The following is a 23,274-nucleotide window of genomic DNA, read 5'->3' on the forward strand; positions in this document are numbered from 1 at the left end:
ATGCGCACCCCGTGGCCGCGATATGTCCGCAATGCCGTACGGGCCCGGAAATCCGGGCCCGTACGGTGGTGACGCGTGGGATCAGCGCCCGTTGAACGCGTCCTTGAGACGGGAGAACAGGCCCTGCTGGCCGGGCTGGAACTGGCCGGTGGGCCGCTCCTCGCCACGCAGTTTCGCCAGCTCCCGCAGGAGGCGTTCCTGCTCGGGGTCCATCTTCGTCGGGGTCATCACCTCGACGTGCACGATCAGGTCGCCGCGACCGCCGCCCCGCAGGTGTGTGATGCCGCGCCCGTGCAGCGGGACCGACTGGCCGGACTGGGTGCCCGGCCTGATGTCGACCTCCTCCAGGCCGTCGAGCGTCTCCAGCGGCACCTTGGTGCCGATGGCGCCCGCCGTCATCGGGATGGTGACCGTGCAGTGCAGATCGTCGCCGCGCCGCTGGAACACCGCGTGCGGCAGCTCGTGGATCTCGACGTAGAGGTCACCGGCCGGGCCGCCGCCGGGGCCGACCTCGCCCTCGCCCGCGAGCTGGATACGGGTGCCGTTGTCGACCCCTGCGGGGATCTTCACGGTGAGGGTGCGCCGCGAGCGGATGCGGCCGTCTCCGGCGCACTCCGGGCAGGGGGTCGGCACGACCGTGCCGAAGCCCTGGCACTGCGGGCAGGGCCGTGAGGTCATGACCTGGCCGAGGAACGACCGGGTGACCTGGGAGACCTCGCCGCGGCCCCGGCACATGTCACAGGTCTGGGCCGAGGTGCCGGGCGCGGCACCCTCTCCGCTACAGGTCGTACAGACGACGGCCGTGTCGACCTGGATGTCCTTGGTCGTGCCGAAGGCCGCCTCCGAGAGGTCGATCTCCAGCCGGATCATGGCGTCCTGGCCGCGCCGGGTGCGCGAACGGGGTCCGCGCTGCGACGCCGTGCCGAAGAACGCGTCCATGATGTCGGAGAAGTTGCCGAAGCCGCCCTGTCCGAATCCGCCCGCGCCACCTCCGCCCTGGGCGGACAGCGGGTCGCCGCCGAGGTCGTACACCTGCTTCTTCTGCGCGTCCGAGAGGACCTCGTAAGCGGCGTTGATCTCCTTGAACCGCTCCTGGGTCTTCGGATCGGGGTTCACATCCGGATGCAGCTCGCGTGCGAGCCGCCGGAATGCCTTCTTGATCTCGTCCTGCGAAGCGTCGCGGCGCACGCCGAGTACGGCGTAGTAGTCCGTGGCCACTTACGACTCCGCCAGGATCTGTCCGACGTAACGTGCCACTGCGCGTACCGCTCCCATCGTTCCGGGGTAGTCCATGCGGGTCGGTCCGACCACGCCGAGTTTGGCGACTGCCTCGTCGCCCGAACCGTAGCCGACCGCGACGACGGACGTGGAGTTGAGTCCCTCGTGGGCGTTCTCGTGCCCGATTCGTACGGTCATGCCCGAGTCCTTGGCCTCGCCGAGCAGCTTCAGCAGCACGACCTGCTCCTCCAATGCCTCCAGCACCGGCCGGATCATCACGGGGAAGTCGTGCCCGAAGCGGGTGAGGTTGGAGGTGCCGCCGATCATCAGCCGCTCCTCCGTCTCCTCGACGAGGGTTTCGAGCAGGATCGAGAGCACGGTGGACACGGTCGCCCGGTCCTCGCTCTCGAAGGATTCCGGCAGGTCCTGCACCAGCTGCGGGACGTCCGCGAAGCGGCGTCCCACCACCCGGCTGTTGAGCCGGGCCCGCAGATCGGCGAGAGAGGTCTCACCGAACGGCGTCTGGCAGTCGACCAGCCGCTGTTCGACCCGGCCGGTGTCCGTGATCAGCACGAGCATCAGCCGGGCGGGGGCCAGGAGCAGCAGTTCCACGTGCCGCACCGTCGAGCGGGTCAGCGAGGGGTACTGCACGACGGCGACCTGCCGGGTCAGCTGCGCGAGCAGCCGTACGGTACGTCCCACGACATCGTCGAGGTCGACCGCGCCGTCGAGGAAATTCTGAATGGCCCTGCGCTCCGGCGACGACAGGGGCTTGACGCCCGCGAGCCGGTCGACGAAGAGCCGGTAGCCCTTGTCCGTCGGGATGCGCCCCGCACTGGTGTGGGGCTGGGCGATGAAGCCCTCGTCCTCCAGCACCGCCATGTCGTTGCGGACGGTGGCCGGGGAGACCCCCAGCGCGTGCCGCTCCGTGAGCGCCTTGGAGCCGACGGGCTCCTCGGTGCCGACATAGTCCTGGACGATGGCGCGCAGCACTTCGAGTCTGCGTTCGCTGAGCATCGCGCACACCTCCAGCTGTCTACCTCGGTCGATCTCGGGTCGTTCCCGGGACACCTCCTGGCACTCTGTCCATTCGAGTGCCAGCAATCTCCCCGGTCAGTGTACGGCGACGGGGTGGGCCCCTAGCAAGGGCGACCGGCCACGCTACCGCGAGACCGCGCAGGTCGTTGCCGATAGCGTCGCCGTATGGACGTCGCTTGGGAAGAGTTCGGCTGGGAGCGGTTGGGTGACGGAATGGGCCGGCGGCGGCTGCCGGGCTGGGACGCGACGGCCGCGCTGGTGGCCGGAGCGGACGGGGTACTGCTCTGCGACACCGGCTCGACGCTCCGGGAGGGCGCCGAACTGCGTGACCAGATCAGCCGGCTGACCGGCCGGAGCGTGACACATGTCGCACTGAGTCATCCGCATTTCGACCATGTACTGGGCACGGCCGCCTTCGCCGGGGCACGGGTGTACGGGGCGGCCGGACTGCCGGAGCTGCTGCGGACGGAGGCGGAGGAACTGCGCCGGTCCGCCGTCGCGCACGGAGTTCCCGAGCGGGAGGCGGCACGGGCCGTGGATGCCCTGGCGGTCCCGCGGCACCAGGTGCGCGGGGAGCGGACGCTCGACCTCGGCGGCGGCCGCCGGGTGCTGCTGGCCGAGGTGGGCCCCGCGCACAGCGGGCACGATCTGGCGGTGCTGGTGCCCGGCTCGCCCCCGGTCGTCCTCTGCGGCGACCTGGTCGAGGAGTCCGGCGAGCCGCAGGCCGGTCCGGACGCGATGGTCTCCCGCTGGCCGGCCGCGCTGGACCGGCTGCTGGCGCTGGGGGGTGAGGACGCGCTGTACGTGCCGGGTCACGGAGCGGTGGTGGACGCCGCGTTCGTCCGGTCACAGCGCGACGCGTTGGCGCACCGCTTCGGCGTGTCGTGAGGCCGTCGCGTCCTATCGTCGTGCGATGCGCAGCTATCAGCCGGACCTGACCCCGCCGTGGAAGAAGTCCGCCCCCGCCCCCGAGGTGCCCGCAGAGCCGGATCTGGTCGTGGAGGAGGCCGTCACCGGATTCTGCGGTGCGGTGATCCGCTGCGAGAAGACGGCCGAGGGGCCGGTGGTGACCCTGGAGGACCGGTTCGGCAAGCACCGGGTCTTCCCCATGGCGCCGCGCGGCTTCCTGCTGGAGGGCCGGGTGGTGACACTCGTACGTCCGTCGGCCGGCGGCCCCGTCCGCCCCGCCCGCACGGCTTCCGGCTCGGTGGCGGTCCCCGGGGCGCGGGCACGGGTGGCGCGGGCCGGGCGGATCTACGTGGAGGGGCGGCACGACGCGGAGCTGGTCGAGCGGGTCTGGGGCGACGACCTCCGCATCGAGGGCGTGGTCGTCGAGTACCTGGAGGGCATCGACGACCTCCCGGCGATCGTGCGCGAGTTCTCCCCGGGGCCGGACGCGCGCCTGGGCGTGCTGGTCGACCATCTGGTGCCGGGTTCCAAGGAGTCCCGCATCGCGGCGCAGGTCACCGACGGGAACGTCCTGGTGGTCGGCCATCCGTACATCGACGTGTGGGAGGCGGTGAAGCCGTCGTCCGTGGGGATCGGCGGCTGGCCGGTGGTGCCGCGCGGCCAGGACTGGAAGACCGGGGTGTGCCGTTCGCTGGGGTGGCCGGAAAACACCGGTGCGGCCTGGCAGCGGATTCTGTCCTCGGTCCGCTCCTACCGGGACCTGGAGCCCGAACTCCTGGGCCGGGTCGAGGAATTGATTGATTTCGTCACGCTTCCCGCCTGATATCCGGCGGGTCTTCCCGCCAATCCCGGGCTGATCCCTACAATTCCCTGCGCCTCGCACGCATCATCGGTTATTGAGTGTTTCCTGGCTCTCTTCGCGAGGGAAGGCACGGGGGCGATGGCGCGCGAGGTATGGCGGGACAGTGCGGACAACGAGGCGGCCTCGGCCGTCTTCCACTTCGTGCAGCAGCTGATCGACCGGTACCGGGACAACCGGCCGGTGATGCCGCTGGTGGTCCTCCAGGCCGCCGACGCCGACGTCCCGTCCGCCGTGGATGCCAGGGTCGAGCAGATCGTGCGCCAGATCCACCACGCCAACCAGCTGCGCCGGGTGCCGCTGAAGCTGCTCGACGGCCGTGGCGGGACGCCGTACGAGGCGGCCCTGGACATGGTCCGCACGCTGACCGAGAAGCCGTGGGAGACCCGGAGCAGCTCGCAGTTCAAGCCCTTCGCCTTTCCCCGCTCGCGGCTGCTCGGCGCCATCGAGCAGGCCACCGCCGCCGTGGTGCGGGAGCCGGACCGGGGCGGCTCGCCCGAGGAGCGCGACGAACGCATTCTGGAGCAGCTGAGCACCCTGCGCTGGCGGGTCGGCCGGCACGGTCCGCGCAACTGGCTGGGCGCGTTCCGGGAGTCGGTGCGGCCGGAGACGTTCCTCGGGGCCGTCGTGATCGCGGTGCTCGGGGTGCTGCTCGGCGAGATCGGCTGGGTGCCCACCGCCCTGGTGGCCGTGGGCGCGGTGCTGGGGCTCGCCGTCGTGCGGCTGGTGACGACGTCGGCGCCGCCGCTGCTGTGGCTGCGGCGGGCCAGCAGGTGGTTCGCCACCACCTCCTCGCTGGCCGCTGCCAGTACCGGGTACCCGTCCGACGGCTGGTCCCGGTTCTCGCCCAGCGGATCGTGGCGGGTCATCCGGGTCCGGGCCGCTGTGGTCGCGGGGCGGGTGGCCGACGCGGCGGCGGGCGACGAGCAGTCCCGCCAGTTCCACCTGGAGCTGCGGGTCCAGGCACTGTTGGAGGACCTGCGGAACAACTACCGCCCCCACGCGCTGGACTGGCGGCGCGGGAAGCGCACCGTACCGCCCGTGGTGTTCCTGCCCACCGCCTGCCAGAGCAACGGCGGCATCCAGCTGATCAACGCCATCAACAACGTCCGCTCCCGGCGCAGCGAGGTGGACCCGCTGCTGCTCCTGGCCTCGTTGCCGGCCGCCGAGATACTGCGGCACACCCCGCCGCTGCCCGCTGATCCGCTGCCCACCCACACCGGTGCCGCGCGGGCCCGTTACGACGACTGGATCAGCCATCTCAGCATCGGGCAGTCTCCGACGGCCGCCGCCACCCTCGCCTGGGTGCTGCGGCTGCCGCTCTCGACCGAGCAGCTGACCCATGAGCACGCGCACGCGCAGCTGGTCACGGAGCGCGTGCGCCGGACGTGGGTCTGGTGGGTGATGTCGCGTACCACCCTGGCGTGCCTCCTGGTCGGCGCCCTGCTGGCCACCTTCCTGGTGAGCGGTGAGCTGGCGGACCGGTACTGCCACGGTCCGCTCACCGACGTGAACACGGACTCGGTGAAGCTCGCGGGGCCCGGCGGCGGGGCGAAGGAGTGCATAGGCGTCTCGACGACGACGCGGGTGCGGTTCGCGGCGGGCAACGATCTGTCACTGGACGGCTCCGGCAAGGGCGTCACGTTCGACCGGATCGAGCGGGCGGTGGAGGAGGAGAACGCCGCCATCGTGCCCGGGGACGACTACGTCACCGTCATCTACGCGGGCCCGTTCACCGCCACGTCCCCGGAGGGCACCCGTAAGGCCCTGGAGGAGCTGACGGGGGTGTATCTGTACCAGCACCACACCAACAAGCTGGACTTCTCCGTCAAGCTCAAGGTGCTGACCGCCAACGGCGGGCAGGACATGCTCCAGCAGATACCGGCGGTGAAGAAGATCATCGAGGTGGCCGAGGAGGACCCCAGCGTCGTCGGTGTGGTCGGGCTCGGGCGCGACACGACCGACAGTCCGCAGGCCACCGGGCTGCTTCAGGAGGCCGGTCTCCCGGTGGTGGACACGACCAACTCCGGCGGCTATCTGGCCAAGGGCTACTCGAACTACTTCGGGATCGCGGCGACCGACGAGGAGCAGGCCGACGCGATGGCCCTGGTGGCCCGGCAGGTGGCCGGGAAGTCCGCGCACCCTCGGGCCCTCGTGCTCTCCCGGCGCCTCGGCAACAACGACAAGGACCGCTACACGGTCGAGCAGCGCAAGGTGGGCGGCGCGATGCTGAAGAAGGCCGGGTTCAAGCTGTCGGCGCTGGCGGAGTACAGCCTCGGCCGCCGCAACAGCGCCGATCTCGACAAGCCGGTCCAGAAGATCTGCGAGGCGGACCCGGCACCGGACGCCCTGTACTTCGCCGGCCGGGTCGAGGACGTCAACAATCTGATGGGCAGGCTCGCCCAGGGCTGCGCGGGAAAGCCGATCACGGTCTTCACCGGCGACGACCTGACCAAGGCCCGGTTCGCGGACAGCACGGATCTCGCGGAGGACGTCACGCTCTACCACACGGCCCTCGCCCCGATGGGCCGAGGCCGGGCCGACGGTTTCTACCCGGAGGCACACCGGACCCTGGAGGGCCTGCTGCCCGAGGGCCGGACCCTGCCCCGGCTGCCCGCCGCCAGGCCGTACGAGGACGGCCTGTTCGCCAGCGGGCAGTCGGTGATCTCGTACAACGCGACGGCCGCCCTGTACGACGCCGCCAGCCACAACGACAAGGTGAACAGCGCCGCCGAGACGTGGGCGAACCTGTACGCGGTGAACCTGCGGTCGATGCCCACCGGCACCGTCACGTTCCGCGGCTTCATCCCGTACGAGGCACAGGCCGGCCACGGTCTCGACGTCGTCGAGATCACCTATCCGGACGGCCGGATCCACAGCAGGGTGATCTGCGGCCGGCCGGCCGGGGCCGACAAGCTCACCCCGGCCGGCTGCCCGGTGGGGTGAGGCGGCCCCGTCCTGGAAGGCCGCCCCGCGCCTGTGCACAGTCCACCAGGCCCGCGCTCCTGCTCAGTCCACCAGGTCCCGCACCACCGCGTCGGCCAGCAGCCGCCCCCGCAGGGTCAGCACGGCCAGGCCGTCCGCGAACGGTCCGGGCTCCAGCAGACCCTCGTCCACGGCGCGCCGGGCCGCCGCGAGCCCGGCCGGGGCGAGCAGGGACAGCGGGCAGCCGTCGGAGAGCCGCAGTTCCAGCAGGATGCGCTCGACGCGGCGGTCCTCCGCGGAGAGGATCTCGCGTCCCGCTCCGGGCGACCGCCCCTCGGCCAGCGCCTGCGCGTACGCCCCCGGGTGCTTCACGTTCCACCAGCGCACGCCGCCGACGTGGCTGTGTGCCCCGGGCCCGGCGCCCCACCAGTCGGCGCCGCGCCAGTACAGCTCGTTGTGCAGACAGCGGCCCTCCGGCGTCCGGGACCAGTTCGACACCTCGTACCAGGAGAAGCCGGCTGCGGCCATCGCCTCGTCCGCGATGAGATAGCGGTCGGCGTGCGCGTCGTCGTCCGTCATCGGGATCTCGCCCCGCTTGATCCGGCGGGCCAGCTGGGTGCCCTCCTCGACGATCAGGGCGTACGCGGAGACGTGGTCGGGCCCCGCGCCGATCGCCGCGTCCAGCGAGGCCCGCCAGTCGTCGTCGGACTCGCCGGGGGTGCCGTAGATCAGGTCGAGGTTGACGTGCTCGAAGCCGGCCGCCCGCGCCTCCGCGACACAGGCCTCGGGGCGGCCCGGGGTGTGCGTGCGGTCGAGGATCTTCAGCACGTGCTGCCGGGCGCTCTGCATCCCGAAGGAGATCCGGTTGAAGCCGCCCTCGCGCAGCTCGGCCAGGTACGCCGGGCCGACCGACTCCGGATTGGCCTCCGTGGTGATCTCGGCGTCCTCCGCGAGCCCGAACTCCTCCCGGATCGCGCCCAGCATCGAGACCAGATCGGCGGCGGCCAGCAGGGTCGGCGTACCGCCGCCGACGAAGACCGTACGGACCGGCCGGGGGTCGTCACCGAGGACCTTGCGTGCCTGGCGGACCTCACCGGTCAGATGGGAGGCGTAGTTGTCCCGGGAGGCCAGGGCGCCTCCGGAGCCGCGCAGCTCGGTGGCGGTGTAGGTGTTGAAGTCGCAGTAGCCGCAGCGGGTCGCGCAGTACGGCACATGCAGGTAGAAGCCGAGCGGCCGGTCTGCGGCGCCTTCCAGGGCATGGCGGGGCAGCGCCCCGTCGTCGGGCACGGGCTCACCATCGGGCAGTACGGAAGGCATACCGTCCATTGTCGCGCGCCGCCCGGCGAACGGACGCCACCCCCGTGACCGGCCCGCCGCGGCCTGATCCGACCCTGATCGGCAAGACACTGCCTAAAGGGCCTGGAGGACCAGCAGCGCCAGGTCGTCGTCCGGCGGGCGCTCCGCGAAGGAGTGCACCGCCTGGTTGATGCGCTCCGCGATCCCCTCGGCACTCAGCCCCGCGCAGTCGGCCAGCGCCTGTGCCAGCCCGTCGCCGTCGTCGAACATCACCGGGCCCGAGCGCCGCTCCGTCACCCCGTCGGTGACGCACAGCAGGCTGTCGCCTGGGGCCAGGTCGAAGCTCTGGCTCTCGTACGTAGCGTCGTCGACGACACCGAGCAGCAGCTGCGGCTCCGCGGCGATCCGCACCGTGCCGTCGGGGCGCAGCAGCAGCGGCAGCGGGTGGCCGGCGCTCGCCAGGGTGCAGCGCGCGCCCCCGTCCGGCAGCGGCACCAGCTCCCCGTACAGCAGGGACAGGAACCGGGGCCCGCTCTCCGCCGACTGCTGGCCGCCCGCGGCGGCGACCATCAGCGCAGCCGCCTCCGCGGCCTCCATGGCGTCGTCGAGGAGCAGCCGGTTGAGCCGGACCAGCACCTCACCGACCTGGAAGCCCTCCCGGGCCAGCAGCCGCAGCCAGGGGCGGGCGAGGCCGGTGACGACGGCGGCCTCGGGACCGCTGCCCTGGACGTCGCCCAGGACGAAGCACCAGCGGTCGCCGGGGCACGGGAAGATGTCGTAGAAATCACCGCCGACCACCCCGTCGTCGCTGGGTTCGTAGACCAGCGAACTGGCCACGCCCGGTATGTCCGCGACCTTGCTGGGCAGCAGTCCGCGCTGCAGGATGCGGCTGATGGTCGCCTGCCGGGTGTAGGCGCGGGCCGCGCCCACGGCGAGGCCGACCCGGCGCACGAAGTCCTCTATCAGGGCGGTCACCTCGTCGGGGACCCGGGCGATGCCCTCGCGGCCGACGAGCACGGCGCCCAGGTTCCGGCCGCCGGAGGTGATCCGGTACGCGAGGGCGACGCCCTCGCTCCCGTCCGTCGGCTCGGTGTCCTCCGCGCTGCCGGGCCACGGGATCGAGACGGGGCCGGTGCCGACCCGCTCGGGGAGCCGGAGCGGGTCGCCCTCCAGCACCTCGCGCAACGGATCGGTGCGGTTCTCGTCGATGTGCCAGACCTTGGCGAGCCGGGGGACGGCCGCCCGGCCGCCGCTCTCCGGCTCCAGCCAGATCGCGCACCAGTCGGCGAGCCTGGGAACCAGTAACTGTCCGGCGAGCGCGGCCACGATGTCCTCGTCGAGCTGCCCGGCGAGCAGGTCGGAGGCCTCCGCGAGGAACGAGAGCGCGCCGCGTCCGGCCCAGTCCGCGTCGTCCCGCAGGGCGCGCCGGGCGGTGGGGGCGAGGAGTTCGGCGGCGCGCAGGCCCTGCTGGAAGCCGGGTTCCGTGCGGGCGTCCGTGAAGGGGTTCCAGTCGTCGACGGGGAGCCGGGCCCAGACGGTCTTGAGGCCGGTGCGGTAGGTGATGCCCCAGCGCTCCGAGAGGGTGGCGACGAGTTCCAGCCCGCGCCCGTACTCGGCGGGCTCCCCCGGTCCGGCCGCGCCGTCGGATCCGGCGCCGTTCTCGCTGCCGTCGCTGCGCACCGCACGGGCCGGGTGGTGGTCGGAGACCTCCAGCACCAGCGCGGACGCCTCTTCCTCCGTCGCCTCCTCCAGCCGGAAGAGCAGTTCGACGTTGGTCCCGGCGTGCACGACGGCGTTGGTGACCAGTTCGCTGACGATCACCGCCGCGTCGTCGGACAGCCGGTCGCTGAACCCCACCGCGGCGGGCAGGCCGAGCCCGCTCCACTCGGCGAGCGCCGCCGCGACGAACCGCCGGGCCGCGGCGGGCGCGAGCAGGTTCCCGGGCAGACTCGTACGGGCGACCGGCTGGCTGCCCGTGGACTCGGCGCTGGTTCCGGGACGTTGCACGATGTCCCGCTGCAAGGGAATGGACCCCACCGGGCGGCTCCTGACCTGTTCTGGCTCTGCCTGTTCTCGCTCTTGCGCCGCTGACGACAGGGACAGAGTGACAGATCGGCCAACCCCGCACGCGCCGAGTTACCGAAGTGAGCGAAGAAGCGAGCGCCGGAGCGCACGCCGGGGCGGGCGTGGGGGGCGCGTCCGGCCCCCACACCAGCCCCGGCGCAGGGGTCGCGTCCGGCCCCCGCGCCGGAGCGCGGGGGCCGGGCAGCCGGAACCGGGGTTGCCGGCCGCCCTCACGCCTCGCGGGAGCCCGCGTACATGTCCTCGATCAGATTCTTGTAGGCGCGCTCGACGACGGGCCGCTTCAGCTTGAGGCTGGGCGTCACCTCACCGTGCTCGATGTCCAGGTCACGCGGGAGCAGCCGGAACTTCTTGATGGTCTGCCAGCGCTGAAGACCCTCGTTGAGGCGCTTCACATAGCCGTCGATCAGCTCGACGGTCCGCGGGGCCGCCACGACGTCCGCGTACGACTTCCCCGCCAGGCCGTTCTCCGCGGCCCAGCCGAGGATGGTCGGCTCGTCGAGGGCGATCAGCGCGGTGCAGAAGTTACGGTCCGCGCCGTGCACCAGGATGTTCGAGACGAACGGGCACACCGCCTTGAACTGGCCCTCGACCTCGGCCGGGGCGATGTACTTGCCGCCCGACGTCTTGATCAGGTCCTTCTTGCGGTCGGTGATCCGGAGGTAGCCGTCCACGGACAGCTCACCGATGTCCCCGGTGTGGAACCAGCCGTCGGCCTCCAGCACCTCTGCGGTCTTGTCCGGCAGCCCCTGGTAGCCCTGCATCAGACCGGGCCCGCGCAGCACGATCTCGCCGTCGTCCGCGATCCGCACCTCGGTGCCGGGGAGCGGCTTGCCGACCGTGCCGGTGCGGTAGGACTCGCCCGGGTTGACGAAGGAGGCGGCGCTGGTCTCGGTGAGGCCGTAGCCCTCCAGGATGTGGATGCCGGCGCCCGCGAAGAAGAAGCCGATGTCGGGTGCGAGGGCCGCGGAACCGGAGACGCAGGCGCGGAGCCGGCCACCGAAGGCCTCGCGGATCTTCGCGAAGACCAGGGTGTCCGCGACCTTGTGCTTGGCGCCGAGCGCGAAGGGCACGGAGGCGGTGCCGGTGCGCCGGAAGTTGTCCTGGGAGACCTTCGCGTACTCACGGGCGACCCCGGCCGCCCACTGGAAGATCTTGTACTTGGCCGCGCCACCGGCACGGGCCTTGGCCGCGACGCCGTTGTAGACCTTCTCGAAGATCCGGGGGACGGCGGCCATGTACGTCGGCTGGACGACCGGCAGATTCTCGATGATCTTGTCGACCCGGCCGTCGACGGCGGTGACGTGTCCCACCTCGATCTGGCCGGAGGTGAGGACCTTGCCGAAGACGTGTGCGAGCGGCAGCCAGAGGTACTGGACGTCGTCCTTGGTGATCAGGCCGGTGGAGACGGTGGCCTTGGCCATGTACGACCAGTTGTCGTGCGGGAGCCGCACGCCCTTGGGGCGGCCGGTGGTGCCGGAGGTGTAGATGAGGGTCGCGAGCTGCTCGGGGGTGATCGCGTCGACCCGCTCGGTGATCGCGGCGGGGTTCTTCGCCAGGTGCTCGGCGCCCCGCGCCTCCAGATCGGCCAGCGTGAGCACCCAGCCCTCCGGGTCGCCCTCGGCCGGTCCGGCGCCCTCGGGGTCGATGACGACGACGTGGGCGAGGTCCGGCAGCTCGGCTCGGCGCTCCCGGGCCTTGGCCAGCTGTACGGCGTCCTCGGCGATCAGTACCCGGCTCTGGGAGTCGGAGAGGATGAACGCCGATTCCTCGGTGTTGGTGGAGGGGTAGATCGTGGTGGTCGCGGCGCCCGCGCACATGACGCCGAGGTCGACGAGGATCCACTCGACCCGGGTGGACGCGGCGAGCGCGACGCGCTCCTCGGGCAGTATCCCCAGCGAGATCAGCCCGGCCCCGATGGCGTACACCCGCTCGGCGGCCTGCGCCCAGCTGAGTGACTTCCACTCGTCGGCGCCCCGGCCGTCGGCCGCGGGGACGGGGTAGCGGTACGCCTCGGCGTCCGGGGTGGCGGCCACCCGGTCGATGAAGAGGGTCGCCACGGACGGCGGACGGTTCTCGATCATGGTCTGTGCGTCGCTCACGACATCCTCCGGGCCTACGGCAGTGCTTCACGACCGGCTGCTGGTTCGCGGTTCGCTCTCCGCGTGTGGGTTTGCTCTCCGCTTGTGTCTGGTGCTTGATCCTGCGTGCTTGATCCTGCGTGCTTGATCCTGCGTGCTTGGCTCGCGCTTGTCTGGCTCGCGCTTGTTTAACTCATGAGTAACTACGAAGTCGTGATCAGGGTAGAGCGCCCGCGTCCGCCGCGTAAGGGGCAATCGAACCCCGCTTCATAACGAACGGGCCCCCGCGCCGCAGCGTTCTGCGATGCGGGGGCCCATGGGTCTACCGATCAGTAGGCTCTGCGGGCGGGCGCAGGGGTCACTTCTTGGCCTTGCCGTCCCCGGCGGACTCGTCGGTCGACAGTACGGAGATGAACGCGTCCTGCGGCACCTCCACGTTGCCGACCATCTTCATCCGCTTCTTGCCTTCCTTCTGCTTCTCCAGAAGCTTCCGCTTACGGGAGATGTCACCGCCGTAGCACTTGGCGAGGACATCCTTGCGGATGGCGCGGACCGTCTCACGGGCGATGACCCGGGAGCCGATGGCCGCCTGGATCGGCACCTCGAAGTTCTGCCGGGGGATGAGCTTCTGCAGCTTGGCGACGAGCCGGACGCCGTAGGCGTACGCCTTGTCCTTGTGCGTGACCGCGGAGAACGCGTCGACCTTGTCGCCGTGCAGCAGGATGTCGACCTTGACCAGCTCTGCGGACTGCTCACCGGTGGGCTCGTAGTCGAGCGAGGCGTAGCCGCGGGTCTTGGACTTCAGCTGGTCGAAGAAGTCGAAGACGATCTCGGCGAGCGGCAGGGTGTAGCGGATCTCGACCCGGTCCTCGGAGAGGTAGTCCATGCCGATGAGGGTGCCGCGGCGCTGCTGGCACAGCTCCATGATCGCGCCGATGAACTCGCTGGGCGCCAGGACCGTGGCCCGGACGACCGGCTCGTGCACCTTGTCGATCTTGCCCTCGGGGAATTCACTCGGGTTGGTGACGGTGTGCTCGGTGCCGTCCTCCATCTCGACCCGGTAGACCACGTTGGGCGCGGTGGCGATGAGGTCGAGGCCGAACTCCCGCTCCAGCCGCTCCCGGACCACGTCGAGGTGGAGCAGGCCGAGGAAGCCGACCCGGAAGCCGAAGCCGAGCGCCGCGGAGGTCTCCGGCTCGTACACCAGGGCGGCGTCGTTGAGCTGGAGCTTGTCGAGGGCCTCGCGCAGGTCCGGGTAGTCCGATCCGTCCAGCGGGTACAGGCCGGAGAACACCATCGGCTTGGGGTCCTTGTAGCCGCCCAGCGCCTCGGTCGCCCCCTTGTTCAGGGAGGTGATCGTGTCACCGACCTTGGACTGCCGGACGTCCTTCACTCCGGTGATGATGTAGCCGACCTCACCGACGCCGATGCCGTCGGACGGCGTCATCTCCGGGGAGGAGACGCCGATCTCCAGCAGCTCGTGGGTGGCGCCGGTCGACATCATCCGGATGCGCTCGCGCTTGTTCAGCGAACCGTCGACGACACGGACGTACGTCACGACACCGCGGTACGAGTCGTAGACCGAGTCGAAGATCATCGCGCGGGCCGGGGCGTCGGCCTTGCCGACCGGCGCCGGGACGTCCCTGACCACCCGGTCCAGCAGCGCGTCGACCCCGACACCGGTCTTGGCGGAGACCTTCAGCACATCCTCCGGCTGGCAGCCGATGAGGTTGGCCAGCTCCTCGGAGAACTTCTCGGGCTGGGCGGCCGGAAGGTCGATCTTGTTGAGCACCGGGACGATGGTGAGGTCGTTCTCCATCGCCAGGTAGAGGTTGGCGAGGGTCTGGGCCTCGATGCCCTGCGCGGCGTCGACCAGCAGGACCGTGCCCTCACAGGCCGCGAGCGAGCGGGAGACCTCGTAGGTGAAGTCGACGTGGCCCGGGGTGTCGATCATGTTGAGGACGTGGGTGCGGCCCTGGTCCTCGCCGACGGTGGGCGCCCAGGGCAGCCGTACCGCCTGGGACTTGATGGTGATGCCACGCTCGCGCTCGATGTCCATCCGGTCGAGGTACTGAGCGCGCATCTGCCGCTGGTCGACCACACCGGTCAGCTGGAGCATCCGGTCGGCAAGGGTCGACTTGCCGTGGTCGATGTGCGCGATGATGCAGAAATTGCGGATCAGCGCCGGGTCGGTACGGCTCGGCTCGGGCACGTGGAGAGGAGTCGCGGGCACGCAGGGTCCTGATTCTTGAGACGCCGAACGCCGTGTCTCGGGTCGATGTCGGGTCGGTCGGATCTGTACTCGGATCTGTACGTAGCTCCCATCGTCCCACGCCCGCGGAGCGGAGAGCGGTTTGGGCCGGTCGGAGCGCGGCTGCTACCGTGGACAGCTGTGCCTCGTGGCATTCCTGCCGCAGGGCGCACATCGAAGATCCAACGAACCTGAAAAGGCTCTTTCGTGGCGAACATCAAGTCCCAGATCAAGCGGAACAAGACCAACGAGAAGGCGCGCCTGCGCAACAAGGCCGTCAAGTCGTCGCTCAAGACCGCAATCCGCAAGGCCCGCGAGGCCGTCGTCGCGGGTGACGCCGAGAAGGCCACTGTGGCCGTTCGCGACGCCTCCCGTGCGCTCGACAAGGCTGTCTCGAAGGGTGTCATCCACAAGAACGCCGCCGCCAACAAGAAGTCGGCGCTGGCCACCAAGGTTGCCACCCTCCAGGGCTGAGCATTCTGATGTGATCGCCGGAACGGGACCCAGCGGGCCCTCTCTCCCGCTCCCGACCGGCACCCCGCGCCGCACACCGAACCTGCGTTCGCCACGCGGGTGCGGCGCACCAAGCACAGACCGAAGGCCCCGCTCGTTCCCCTCCCCAGGGAAACACCGGGGCCTTCGTCATACACACGCACCGGACAAGGCCCCACCCCAATCAAGCACCGGCCCGGCAGAACCCAGCCCGTCCGGCGCTTGAGGACGCCCGAACGGCAAGTTCAAGCCCGTCCGGCGATTGAGGACACCGCGGGCCCACCGAACGGCACCGCCGCCCCCGCTACCGCCCCGCCCGAGCCGCCCGCGCCACCGCCACCACGGCCTTCTCCAGCGCGTACGCCGGATCGTCCCCGCCCCCCTTGACCCCCGCGTCCGCGTCCGCGACCGCCCGCAGCGCCACCGCGACCCCGTCAGGCGTCCACCCGCGCATCTGCTGCCGCACCCGGTCGATCTTCCACGGCGGCATGCCCAGCTCACGGGCGAGATCCGCCGGCCGCCCCCCGCGCGCCGACGACAGCTTGCCGATCGCCCGCACCCCCTGAGCGAGCGCGCTGGTGATCAGGACGGCCGCCACCCCCGTCGACAGCGACCAGCGCAGCGCCTCCAGCGCCTCCGCCGCCCGCCCCTCGACAGCCCGGTCGGCGACCGTGAAGCTCGATGCCTCCGCACGCCCCGTGTAGTAGCGCGCGACGACCGCCTCGTCGATCGTGCCCTCGACGTCCGCGACGAGCTGCGACACCGCACTCGCCAGCTCCCGCAGATCGCTGCCGATGGAATCGACCAGCGACTGGCATGCCTCCGGCGTCGCCGAGCGCCCCAGCGCCCGGAACTCACCTCGTACGAAGGAGAGCCGCTCGGCCGGCTTGGTGGTCTTCGGGCAGGCGACCTCCCGCGCACCCGCCTTGCGGGCCGCCTCCAGAAGGCCCTTGCCCTTGGCGCCGCCCGCGTGCAACAGCACGAGCGTGATCTCCTCGACCGGATCGTCCAGGTACTTCTTGACGTCCTTGACCGTGTCAGCGGCGAGATCCTGCGCGTTGCGCACGATCACCACCTTGCGCTCCGCGAAGAGCGACGGGCTCGTCAGCTCGGCGAGCGTGCCCGGCTGGAGCTGGTCGGAGGTGAGGTCCCGGACGTCCGTATCGGCGTCGGACGCGCGGGCCGCCGCCACCACCTGCTGCACGGCGCGGTCCAGGAGCAGGTCCTCCTGGCCCACGGCGAGCGTGAGCGGGGCGAGCGGGTCGTCGGTGGAATTCCTTCTGGTGGCCATCGCCGTCCAGCATCCCACGCGCCACTGACAGCCCGGCCGGCCACGGTCCGGGCCGCCGTTCTCCGGGCCGCCCACGGTCGGGACCTTCGCCGCCCGTGCCGGAGAATGGGCGGGTGAGCGATGTGAGACATGTACTGGTGCTGCCCGACCGCGATACGGCGCAGGAGGTGGCGGACGAGCTGTCCGACCGGTTCGGGGTCACCGAGGAGCCGCAGCTCGTACGCGACGCCCTGGCCGGCGAGGACGACGCGGAGGACGCCCAGTGGCTGGTGGTCGTGGAGGACCCGGACCGACGGCTGGACGCCTCGGCCCTCGACGGGTTCGCCGCGGAGTACGAGGGATGGCTGGAGACCCCTTAGGGAGGGTCAGGACGGGCTCAGCACCTTCGGGACCCGTCAGGACGAGTCCGGGACCCGTCAGGCCGGGCTCAGCCCTTCGGGACGATCTGGATGTCCATGTCTATGGAGATGCTGGAGCCGACAGCGGCGATCCCACGGGCCAGCATCGTCTGCCAGGTGAGGGTGAAGTCCTCGCGGTGCAGCTCGGTGGTGGCCCGGCAGGCGGCCCGCGTCTCGCCCTCCAGGCCGCTGCCGACGCCGAGGTAGTGGGTGTCCAGCGTGACCGTACGGCTCACGCCGTGCAGGGTGAGCGCGCCGCTCACCCCCCATCGGGTGCCGCCGCGGTGGACGAACCGATCGCTGTAGAACTCCAGCGTCGGATAGTGGCCGACGTCGAGGAAGTCGCCGGAGCGCAGATGGTCGTCGCGCATCTGGACGTTCGTGTCGATCGAGGCGGCGTCGATGATCACGTGCATGGCCGAGTTCTCCATGCGGTCGGCGATCCGGACCGCGCCCGCGAAGGTGTTGAACCGGCCGTGGATGCGGGCCATCCCGATATGCCGGGCCGTGAAGCCGATCTGCGAGTGCATCGGCTCGATCTCCCACTCACCCGGCTCGGGCAGCTGCGGCGGCGCGGACACCTGAAGGGTCACATCGCCCAGACCAGCGTTCTCGCCCTCGGCAACCGAGGCCGAGCCGTGGAACGGGGTGAAGCCCTCGGCCGTGACGGCCAGCCGGTACTCCCCCGCCGGAACGGTGGCGAGGACATTGCCGTACGGGTCCGTCTCACCGGCGACGACCTTGCGCCCAGTGGCGTCCGTGACCACGAAGTCGGCCTGCCGGACAGCTTCGTTGACCGGGTCGAGCACTCGGCAGCTGAGGACTCCCGCCGAGTCCGGTACGGCGAGTCCCGCGAGGGCGCTGCCGCGCACGGCACCCGTCGCTCCCTTGTTTCCGAGCCAACGGCCGAACATCTTCACGTACTCCCCGGGGGCGTCTTCACCTTGGGGCCGGATGGCTGGACTTCGTTGTCGGAGCAGCGGCCCGCCGACGAGTACGCATTCGATCACCCTTGTGGTGTTCGAGGCAAACAGAACATCTCGACGGCGCTTGGGCGGAGGTGTTACCGAAGGTCCGAATTTGTCACTCCGTTTGTGTGTGTCACCCATTCGGGGCGGACGGACCGTCCCTGCGGACGGTGGGCAGCCGGTCGAGGTCGAGTCCGAAGTGCTCGCGATAAGCGGCGAGCACCTCCTCATCACCCCCCAGCGGGGTCTCGTGCCGCTCGCCGCCGACCGTCGTGACGAGCTTGCGGCCACTGAGCGTGATCCGGCCGGCGGCGGTGAAACGGGAGCAGACCGTGGACCGGGTGAAGCCGGAGTCGGGTGACGTGCGGTGGTACCAGGCACCGGCCCGGAAGTCCGCCAGCACCCGGGGCCGCAGGTCCAGCAGGAACTGCGGCGCACCGTCACGCAGCACCTCGACGTCCCCGTAGCGCTCGCCGCCCTCCCCGGCGGCCCGTCTGATCCGGAAGGTGCCGCGCGGGTCCTCCTGGTCGGTGGGGTCGTCGAGCAGGAGCGGCTGCTGGGCGTGGTCACCGAAGCCGACGTCCGCGAGCCACGGGCCGGTGCCGTCGTCCGTCTCCACGCGGAGCGCCAGGTGGTCGTACGGGATGCCGGGCTCCCCGTCCTTGCCGTGGACCCGGGCCTGGAGCAGCGTGACGTCGAAGCCGAGTTCCCGCAGCAGCGCGGCGAAGGCCCCGTTGAGTTCATAGCAGAACCCGCCGCGGCGGCCGGCCACGACCTTGTCGAGGAGCGCCTGCTCCTCCAGCACGATGTCCTCGCCGAGATGGATCGAGAGGTTCTCGAAGGGCACGGCGGTGAGGTGGCGCAGTTGCAGCTCGCGCAGTGCCGCCGCGTCGGCGCGGGCGGGCCGAGTGGCGCCGATGCGTGCCAGGTAGGAGTCGACGGTGTGCGGCGAGTGCGGGTCCATCCCGGCAGTCTGTCCCGGTGCCCGGCGGCCCGCCATGAGGCGGTGGTCCTAGGACCGGCGACGGAAGCGCGGTGCCGGGTGCACTGGCTAGCGTGCGGGACATGACGAAGCACGAGCCGGCCCGCAGCAGGGAACAGCGCAAGCAGGACGCACTCGACCGCCTGGAGCAGGACGAGGACGCGTGGGTGTCCACCGCCTCGCCGGAAGGCGTACCGACCCTGGTGCCACTGTGGTTCGTGTGGGACCGGGGGACGCTGCTGATGGCCACCCGGCGCACCAACCCCACCGCGGTCAACGTGACACCGGCCGGGCAGGCCCGGATCGCGGTGGGTCACACCCGCGATGTGGTCCTCATCGAGGCGACGGCCGAGGTGATCGAAGGGGCGGACCTGGCCCCGGAGTCGGGCGACGTCTTCGCCGCCAAGTTCGACTGGGACCTGCGGAACAGCCCCGCCTGGGTGTACCTGCGCTTCACTCCGACCGCGATCAAGGCGTGGCGCGAGGTGAACGAGCAGGCCGGCCGTGAACTGATGGCCGACGGCCGGTGGCTGGACTGAGCCCAGCACGGTGAACCGGCGCCCGGCAGAAGGTGGCTGTACCGACGGCTGGGTCATGACCGGCCCACCGCCCGCAGCCCCGGCCCGGCGCCCGTCACCGCGATCGCACCGTCCCTGTCGGTGCGGAGCACCACCGCTCCCCCGGCCCTGAGCGTCTCGACCGTGCCGGCGGCCGGATGCCCGTACGGGTTGTCCCGACCCACACTGACCAGGGCGAACCTCGGATGCACGGCCCGGAGCAGGGCGGCGTCCTGGTATGCCGAGCCGTGGTGGGCGACCTTGAGCACATCCACCCTCGGGAGAGCCGGATAGCTGCGCAACAGCCGCTGCTGGGCCGGGGGTTCGAGGTCACCGGGGAGCAGCAGGGTGAGCCCGCCGGTCCGTACGAACAGGGTGACACTGGCATCGTTCGGCCCCTGCGGCAGGGGCCCCGCCGGCTGACCCGCCGGACCCGCGGCCGCACCGCCCACCGGCCACAGCACCTGCCAGTCGAGCGCGCCGATCCGGCGGCGCTCACCGGGGACGGCGCGCACCACGGAGACCCGGGCCGCCGCTGCCGTTCTCGTCACGAACGCGGCCTGCTCCGGAGGTTCGTCCAGGCTCGTCGTCTGGATCTCGCCCACCGCCCTGCCCCGCAGAACACCGGGCAGACCCCGGACGTGGTCTGCGTGAAAATGAGTCAGCAGCAACAACGGGACGCGGGTGATCCCCAGGTCACGCAGGCACCGGTCCGCGAGCCGGGGATCCGGTCCGGTGTCGACGACCACACCCGAGCCGGGCCCCGCCGCGAGCACCAGGGCGTCACCCTGGCCCACGTCGCACATCGCGAACGCCCACCCGGGTGGCGGCCACCCGGTCAGCGCCCGGGTCAGCGGCACCGGGCGCACCACCGCGAGCACCAGGAGCAGCGCCGCGGCACAGCACACCCAGGGATGCCGTCCGACGCGCCGGGCGCACAGCACCACCAGCCCGGTCAGCACGGCCAGCAGCAGCGCGCCCGCCCTCCCGTCGGGCCAGTCGATCTCCGCACCGGGCAGCGCCGCACCGGTCCGGGCCACCGAGGCGATCCACCCGGCCGGCCACCCCGCCACCCGGGCGAGCAGCCCGGCCACCGGCATGGCCACCGGAGCCAGTGCCAGCGCGGCGAACCCGAGCACCGTGGCCGGCGCCACCGCGAACTCGGCCAGCAGGTTGCACGGGATCGCGACCAGACTCACCCGGGAGGCGAGCAGCACCACGACGGGCGAGCACACCGCCTGCGCCGCCGCCGCGGCAGCCAGCGCCTCGGCCAACCGGGGCGGCACCCGGCGCCGTTGCAGCGCGCCGCTCCACCGGGGGGCGATGGTCAGGAGCGCGCCGGTGGCCAGGACCGACAGGACGAATCCGTAACCGCGCGCCAGCCAGGGGTCGTAGAGCACCAGCAGCAGAACGGCGGCGGCCAGCGCGGGGATCAGGGTCCTGCGCCGCCCGGTACCGATGGCGAGCAGTGTGATCAGGCCGCAGGCCGCGGCCCGCAGCACACTGGGTTCGGGCCGGCAGACGAGGACGAACGCGAGCGTCAGTACGCCGCCGAGCAGGGCGGTCATCCGCAACGAGATCCCCAGCAAGGGTGCCAGTCCACGACGTTCGGCCCGCAGGGCGCCGCCGGGCGGTCCGATGAGCAGGACCAGGAGGATCGCCAGGTTGGCACCCGAGACCGCCATCAGATGGGTGAGGTCGGTCGCCCTGAACGCGTCGTGCAGTTCCGGCGTGATCCGGGTGGTGTCACCGACGACCAGTCCGGGCAGGAGCGCCCGCGCATCGGGGTGGAGTCCCTCGGTGGCGGTGCGCAGCCCGGCGCGCAGGCCGCCCGCAGTGCGCTGGAGGAGCGTGGGCGGGCCGGTGACGCGGGGCGGGCCCTTACCTGTGGGGCGGAGAACCGCGACGGTCCGCTCCCCGCCGTGCAGCGGTGGCGCCAGCCGGCCGCTGATCCGTAACCGAGTGGAGGGCAGCAGCCGCTGCCACTGCTCCGCCGCACCGCCGGGTGTGACGATGACCAGCACCGGCGTGCGCAGCCGGGCCACCGTGCCGCCGGGCCCCGTCCGCAGCCGGGTGATCTCGGCGTCCAGGAGCAGGGCGGCGGGAGTGCTGTGGTCACCGCGTACCCGGGGGAAGGTCTGGCGGGCGTCGGAGGTGAGGGTGACCTCCGCCTCGATCCTCGCGAATTGCCGGGCCAGCGCGGGTACCGGCCCCTGCCGCGCGTCTGCGCTGTGCAGCCCGGCCGACGCCGCCCCGGCGGCCGCGCAGAGGAGCACCGCCGCAGCCGTCGTCGCGTGCGGACGCCACCGCCCATCGCCCACCGTGTCCGCACGCCGCCGAACGGAACGGACGGCCGGAATCCCCGACCCGGTCCGGACTCCCGACCCAGCCGGGGGTCCTTGCGCGGGCAGGGCGCCCGCCCCATACGGGACTCCCGCCCCGGCCCCGAATCCAGGCACACGCCGGGATCCAGCCACGGCCAGGAGGACCATGGCCGCTCCGAGGCAGAGCACCACCCCTGCCGCCGCCCACCGGCCCGGAGCCCCCACCGTCAGCGCGGCCGAGGCCCAGGCCGCCAGCGCCGGAGCAACCAGTCGCAGATCGGCCGGACCCTCCTGCCGGGGATCGGCGTCCCCGAGCCGCCGGCCCGACGCCGTGTGGACGTCCACGGCGCTCACGGCCGCACCAGGGGCTGGAGGTCGGCGAACCGACGGTCACCGATCCCCGTGACCTCGTGGAGTTCGTCGACGGACCGGAAACCACCGTGCTGGGTGCGGTAGTCGACGATGTGCTGGGCGAGGACGGGCCCCACTCCGGGCAGGGTTTCGAGCTGATCGGCGGTCGCGCCACTGAGGCTCACCGGTCCGGTGGCGGGCCCCGTGGCCGTCGGACCAGCACCACCGCCACCGCCACCCGCAGGAACCGTGCCGGGCGGTGCGCCCACCAGGATCTGTTCCCCGTCCACGAGCACCCGGGCCCGGTTGAGGCCGTCGAGATCCACGCCTGGCCGGACCCCGCCCGCCGCCTCAAGCGCGTCGGTGACCCGGGCGCCGGACGGCAGCCGGTGAATTCCGGGCCGCCGCACCTTCCCGCTCACATCCACCACGATCCGCCCGCCGGTCCCCCCGACCGCGGGTGGTGGCCCGGGGGACGGCTCGGGCGCACCCGCCCCGCCGGACGCCGGGTCCACGTCGGCGGGCGGCACAGCGGTGTGCCCGGCCTCGCTGACGGAATCCGGGGCACGCACGCCTTCGGGGCGCTCGGACCAGAAGTGCACCCCGGCGAAGACGGCCGCCGTCATCAGGACAACGGCGAGCGCGGCAAGGGCCCTTGGCTCCAGACCGCATCTGAGCTGCACCCACATCGGCAGCCTGTCCCGCAGCGCGGGAACCGACCGCGCCCACCACCCCGCCCGTTCAGCCCGAGGCTCCGGCCCGACCGGCGGCTCCGGAATGGCCGCTTCCACGGCTTCCACTTCCACGGCGGAAGCCGCGTCCACCGCGGAAGCCGTGTCCACCGCGCCCGCTGCCGGGACCGGCCCCGGACCCGGGTCCGTGCCCGCCGCATGCCGGGCCACCCGCCGCTCGTACCCGCCCGCCATGAGCGCGTCCGCACGGGAGCGCGAGGCCACAGCGGCGGCGGCGCGGTCCGGCGTGCGCCGCCGGCCGGGTCCGTAGCCCGCCCCGCTCCGGGCCGCACGCCCGTCCGAGCCGGGGGCGCGGCCGGGCCCGCTGCCGGGTCCGCCGGTCCTGCCGAAGGAGCCGGTCCTGCCGAAGGAGCCCGTCCGGCCGAAGGGGCCGGTACGGCGGATTCCGCCGCCGGGTCCACTGGTTGCACGATGTGATCGGGAAGCCATGCCTCACGACGTTAGGCACTTCGGCCGGAACCCGCTGAGCCCACCCAATTACGGTGGAAAACCTTCCCGTT

Annotated in this window: 17 protein-coding genes; 6 read left to right on the top strand and 11 right to left on the bottom strand. The window is 71.8% G+C overall.

The annotated features are described in order from the left end of the window. Positions 1–81: 81 nt before the first annotated feature. Positions 82–1,218: a molecular chaperone DnaJ gene (gene dnaJ / locus ACZ601_RS07510; RefSeq protein WP_440575524.1), complete on the bottom strand. Its 1,137-nt coding sequence runs from the start codon at positions 1,216–1,218 to the stop codon at positions 82–84. Then, positions 1,219–2,235, bottom strand: coding sequence for a heat-inducible transcriptional repressor HrcA (gene hrcA, locus ACZ601_RS07515; protein ID WP_440575525.1), 1,017 nt, complete (start codon positions 2,233–2,235; stop codon positions 1,219–1,221). A gap of 186 nt (positions 2,236–2,421) precedes the next feature. Between hrcA and ACZ601_RS07520 the strand changes: the two genes are divergently transcribed. The 3 genes from ACZ601_RS07520 (at position 2,422) to ACZ601_RS07530 (ending at position 6,970) form a co-directional block, all read left to right on the top strand. Next, positions 2,422–3,144 carry an MBL fold metallo-hydrolase gene (locus ACZ601_RS07520; protein ID WP_469534257.1) on the top strand — a complete coding sequence of 241 codons (723 nt, stop codon included), beginning with the start codon at positions 2,422–2,424 and terminating at the stop codon, positions 3,142–3,144. Between the two features lie 25 nt (positions 3,145–3,169). Then, positions 3,170–3,988 carry a DUF3097 domain-containing protein gene (locus tag ACZ601_RS07525; RefSeq protein ID WP_469534260.1) on the top strand — a complete coding sequence of 273 codons (819 nt, stop codon included), beginning with the start codon at positions 3,170–3,172 and terminating at the stop codon, positions 3,986–3,988. Positions 3,989–4,105: 117 nt separating this feature from the next. Next, entirely contained in the window at positions 4,106–6,970 is a 2,865-nt protein-coding gene (locus ACZ601_RS07530; RefSeq protein ID WP_469534263.1) for a type 1 periplasmic-binding domain-containing protein, read from the top strand. Between the two features lie 63 nt (positions 6,971–7,033). On the opposite strand, the gene hemW is transcribed toward ACZ601_RS07530, so the two are convergent. From hemW to lepA, 4 genes are all read right to left on the bottom strand, one after another. Next, on the bottom strand, positions 7,034–8,266 hold the full coding sequence (hemW, locus tag ACZ601_RS07535) for a radical SAM family heme chaperone HemW (RefSeq protein WP_469534266.1): 1,233 nt from the start codon (positions 8,264–8,266) through the stop codon (positions 7,034–7,036). Between the two features lie 93 nt (positions 8,267–8,359). After that, positions 8,360–10,267: a SpoIIE family protein phosphatase gene (locus ACZ601_RS07540; RefSeq protein WP_469535258.1), complete on the bottom strand. Its 1,908-nt coding sequence runs from the start codon at positions 10,265–10,267 to the stop codon at positions 8,360–8,362. A 272-nt stretch (positions 10,268–10,539) separates the two neighbouring features. After that, positions 10,540–12,429 (bottom strand): AMP-dependent synthetase/ligase, encoded by a 1,890-nt coding sequence (locus ACZ601_RS07545; RefSeq protein WP_469534269.1) that lies wholly within the window; start codon positions 12,427–12,429, stop codon positions 10,540–10,542. Between the two features lie 337 nt (positions 12,430–12,766). Then, complete coding sequence (gene lepA / locus ACZ601_RS07550) at positions 12,767–14,641, bottom strand: translation elongation factor 4 (protein ID WP_469534272.1); 1,875 nt, start codon at positions 14,639–14,641, stop codon at positions 12,767–12,769. Positions 14,642–14,866: 225 nt separating this feature from the next. Here lepA and rpsT point away from each other — a divergent pair, with 225 nt between their 5' ends. Beyond that, positions 14,867–15,133, top strand: a complete 267-nt coding sequence (gene rpsT, locus ACZ601_RS07555) for a 30S ribosomal protein S20 (RefSeq protein WP_024490123.1) — start codon at positions 14,867–14,869, stop codon at positions 15,131–15,133. Positions 15,134–15,455: 322 nt separating this feature from the next. On the opposite strand, the gene holA is transcribed toward rpsT, so the two are convergent. After that, positions 15,456–16,442, bottom strand: a complete 987-nt coding sequence (gene holA / locus ACZ601_RS07560; RefSeq protein WP_469534276.1) for a DNA polymerase III subunit delta — start codon at positions 16,440–16,442, stop codon at positions 15,456–15,458. A 113-nt stretch (positions 16,443–16,555) separates the two neighbouring features. Here holA and ACZ601_RS07565 point away from each other — a divergent pair, with 113 nt between their 5' ends. Beyond that, entirely contained in the window at positions 16,556–16,801 is a 246-nt protein-coding gene (locus ACZ601_RS07565) for a hypothetical protein (RefSeq protein WP_440578103.1), read from the top strand. A gap of 68 nt (positions 16,802–16,869) precedes the next feature. Here the strand turns inward: ACZ601_RS07565 and ACZ601_RS07570 are convergent, their stop codons facing one another. Continuing rightward, a complete protein-coding gene (locus tag ACZ601_RS07570) occupies positions 16,870–17,754 on the bottom strand; it encodes a YceI family protein (protein WP_440578102.1) in 885 nt (294 codons plus the stop codon). 187 nt (positions 17,755–17,941) lie between these two features. Then, positions 17,942–18,772, bottom strand: coding sequence for an arylamine N-acetyltransferase family protein (locus tag ACZ601_RS07575; RefSeq protein WP_469534280.1), 831 nt, complete (start codon positions 18,770–18,772; stop codon positions 17,942–17,944). Between the two features lie 101 nt (positions 18,773–18,873). Here ACZ601_RS07575 and ACZ601_RS07580 point away from each other — a divergent pair, with 101 nt between their 5' ends. Continuing rightward, complete coding sequence (locus tag ACZ601_RS07580; protein WP_469534283.1) at positions 18,874–19,329, top strand: pyridoxamine 5'-phosphate oxidase family protein; 456 nt, start codon at positions 18,874–18,876, stop codon at positions 19,327–19,329. 53 nt (positions 19,330–19,382) lie between these two features. Here ACZ601_RS07580 and ACZ601_RS07585 read toward each other — a convergent pair whose 3' ends face one another. Together ACZ601_RS07585 and ACZ601_RS07590 are read right to left on the bottom strand one after the other, a co-directional pair. Further along, the gene (locus ACZ601_RS07585; RefSeq protein ID WP_469534286.1) at positions 19,383–22,025 is read right to left on the bottom strand and encodes a ComEC/Rec2 family competence protein; all 2,643 of its coding nucleotides are present in this window, start codon (positions 22,023–22,025) and stop codon (positions 19,383–19,385) included. Next, entirely contained in the window at positions 22,022–23,203 is a 1,182-nt protein-coding gene (locus ACZ601_RS07590) for a ComEA family DNA-binding protein (RefSeq protein WP_469534289.1), read from the bottom strand. The genes ACZ601_RS07585 and ACZ601_RS07590 overlap by 4 nt, the downstream gene beginning before the upstream one ends. Positions 23,204–23,274 lie beyond the last annotated feature (71 nt).

The sequence above is a fragment of the Streptomyces sp. NPDC104307 genome (assembly GCF_055584045.1).

Excerpts from the sequence above, each read along its gene's own strand:
- ACZ601_RS07525 (WP_469534260.1), top strand. The coding sequence starts at position 3,170 with ATGCGCAGCTATCAGCCGGACCTGACCCCGCCGTGGAAGAAGTCCGCC.
- holA (WP_469534276.1), bottom strand. The coding sequence starts at position 16,442 with ATGGCCACCAGAAGGAATTCCACCGACGACCCGCTCGCCCCGCTCACG.
- ACZ601_RS07520 (WP_469534257.1), top strand. The coding sequence starts at position 2,422 with ATGGACGTCGCTTGGGAAGAGTTCGGCTGGGAGCGGTTGGGTGACGGA.
- ACZ601_RS07530 (WP_469534263.1), top strand. The coding sequence starts at position 4,106 with ATGGCGCGCGAGGTATGGCGGGACAGTGCGGACAACGAGGCGGCCTCG.
- hrcA (WP_440575525.1), bottom strand. The coding sequence starts at position 2,235 with ATGCTCAGCGAACGCAGACTCGAAGTGCTGCGCGCCATCGTCCAGGAC.
- ACZ601_RS07590 (WP_469534289.1), bottom strand. The coding sequence starts at position 23,203 with ATGGCTTCCCGATCACATCGTGCAACCAGTGGACCCGGCGGCGGAATC.
- ACZ601_RS07580 (WP_469534283.1), top strand. The coding sequence starts at position 18,874 with ATGACGAAGCACGAGCCGGCCCGCAGCAGGGAACAGCGCAAGCAGGAC.
- ACZ601_RS07575 (WP_469534280.1), bottom strand. The coding sequence starts at position 18,772 with ATGGACCCGCACTCGCCGCACACCGTCGACTCCTACCTGGCACGCATC.
- hemW (WP_469534266.1), bottom strand. The coding sequence starts at position 8,266 with ATGCCTTCCGTACTGCCCGATGGTGAGCCCGTGCCCGACGACGGGGCG.
- ACZ601_RS07570 (WP_440578102.1), bottom strand. The coding sequence starts at position 17,754 with ATGTTCGGCCGTTGGCTCGGAAACAAGGGAGCGACGGGTGCCGTGCGC.